This is a genomic window from Bordetella petrii, assembly GCF_020991325.1.
Lineage (GTDB): Bacteria > Pseudomonadota > Gammaproteobacteria > Burkholderiales > Burkholderiaceae_B > Bordetella_A > Bordetella_A petrii_E.
This window is the reverse complement of sequence record NZ_JAJMLX010000504.1, coordinates 1-1,174: the sequence shown is the minus strand read 5'-3', so window position 1 is coordinate 1,174 and position 1,174 is coordinate 1. Positions and strand designations below refer to the sequence as shown.

General features: G+C 67.9%; 1 protein-coding gene. It reads right to left on the bottom strand.

The window, feature by feature from the left end; translation table 11 throughout:
- Positions 1–79: 79 nt before the first annotated feature.
- Positions 80–976 carry a LysR substrate-binding domain-containing protein gene (locus tag LPZ50_RS24975; RefSeq protein ID WP_230665515.1) on the bottom strand — a complete coding sequence of 299 codons (897 nt, stop codon included), beginning with the start codon at positions 974–976 and terminating at the stop codon, positions 80–82.
- Between the last annotated feature and the right edge of the window lie 198 nt (positions 977–1,174).

Below are 1,174 nucleotides of genomic sequence, written 5' to 3'. Positions count from 1 at the left end.
GCCGAACGCGGCGGCGGCGGTGGCCGGCGTGCCCGTCGACCGCATCGTGGTGCATCGCGGCGCCATCTGGCAGGGCGAGCTAGCGGGCTGAAGCCGGGCGGGTGTCGCGGTCCAGCATGCGCAGCAGGACTTCGGCCAGTTCCTGCACCAGCGGTTCGGCGGCGGGGCGGTGGAAAATGCCGATCTCGTAGGCATCGACGGGCGGCAGCCCGCTTTTCTTGTTGAGAACGGCATGGTCTTTGGTGGCCGCGCGGCGCGGCAGCAGGCTGATGCCCATGCCGCTGGCCACGGCGCCCTGGATGCCGCCCAGGCTGGAACTGGTGAAGCTGATGCGCCAGCGGCGGCCTATGGTTTCCAGTGCCTGGATCATGTCATCGCGGTACAGCCCGCGCGCCGGAAACGCCACCAACGGCACCGGGTCCATGGCTATGCAGGGATGCCGGGCGCTGTCCAGCCATGCCAGGTGCTCGGGCCGGCACGCGGCGGCCGCGCGGCTGTGGCGGCGCTGCTTGACCAGGGCCAGGTCCAGCTCGCCGTGGTCGTAGCTGGCCGCCAGGTCGCGGCTCAGGCCGCTGGTGACTTCCAGCTTCACATGCGGATGGCGGCGGTTGAAGGCCGACAATTCCCGGGTGGTCTGGCCGGTGGCGAAGTCTTCCGGCAAGCCCAGCCGCAGGGTAACCGCCACCGTGCCGCCCGACAGCGCTTCGGCGAGCTGTTCGTTGGCGGCCAGCATCTGGCGCGCATAGCCCAGCAGTACATGCCCGGCTTCGGTGGGGCGCACGTCGCGGTTGCCGCGGTCCAGCAGCGCATGCCCGGCCAGGTCTTCCAGGCGGCGGATTTTCTGGCTGACGGTGGATTGGGTCGAGTGCAGGCGGGTGGCGGCGGTAGTAAAGCTGCCGTACTCGGCCACGGCAACCATGGCGCGCAGCAGGTCCAGGTCGAACAGCACTCTATTTGGTTTTCGACTGGATGGCATTTGAATATTTAACTTCTGGATGGCACGCCAGACTTTTATCATGACGAGAACAAGGCGGGCAATGGCCTGCCGCGACCGACGGAGGACAGCAGCATGTTACTGAAGCGTTTATCGATAGGTTTGGCCATGGCCATGGCCATGGCGCATGGCGGGGCGAGCGCGTCGCAGGGCGGGGCGTTGGGCGAGCGCCTGCGCCAG

What these genes read in the sequence shown, in the direction of transcription:
- LPZ50_RS24975 (WP_230665515.1), bottom strand. Translation starts at nt 976, where the DNA reads ATGCCATCCAGTCGAAAACCAAATAGAGTGCTGTTCGACCTGGACCTG.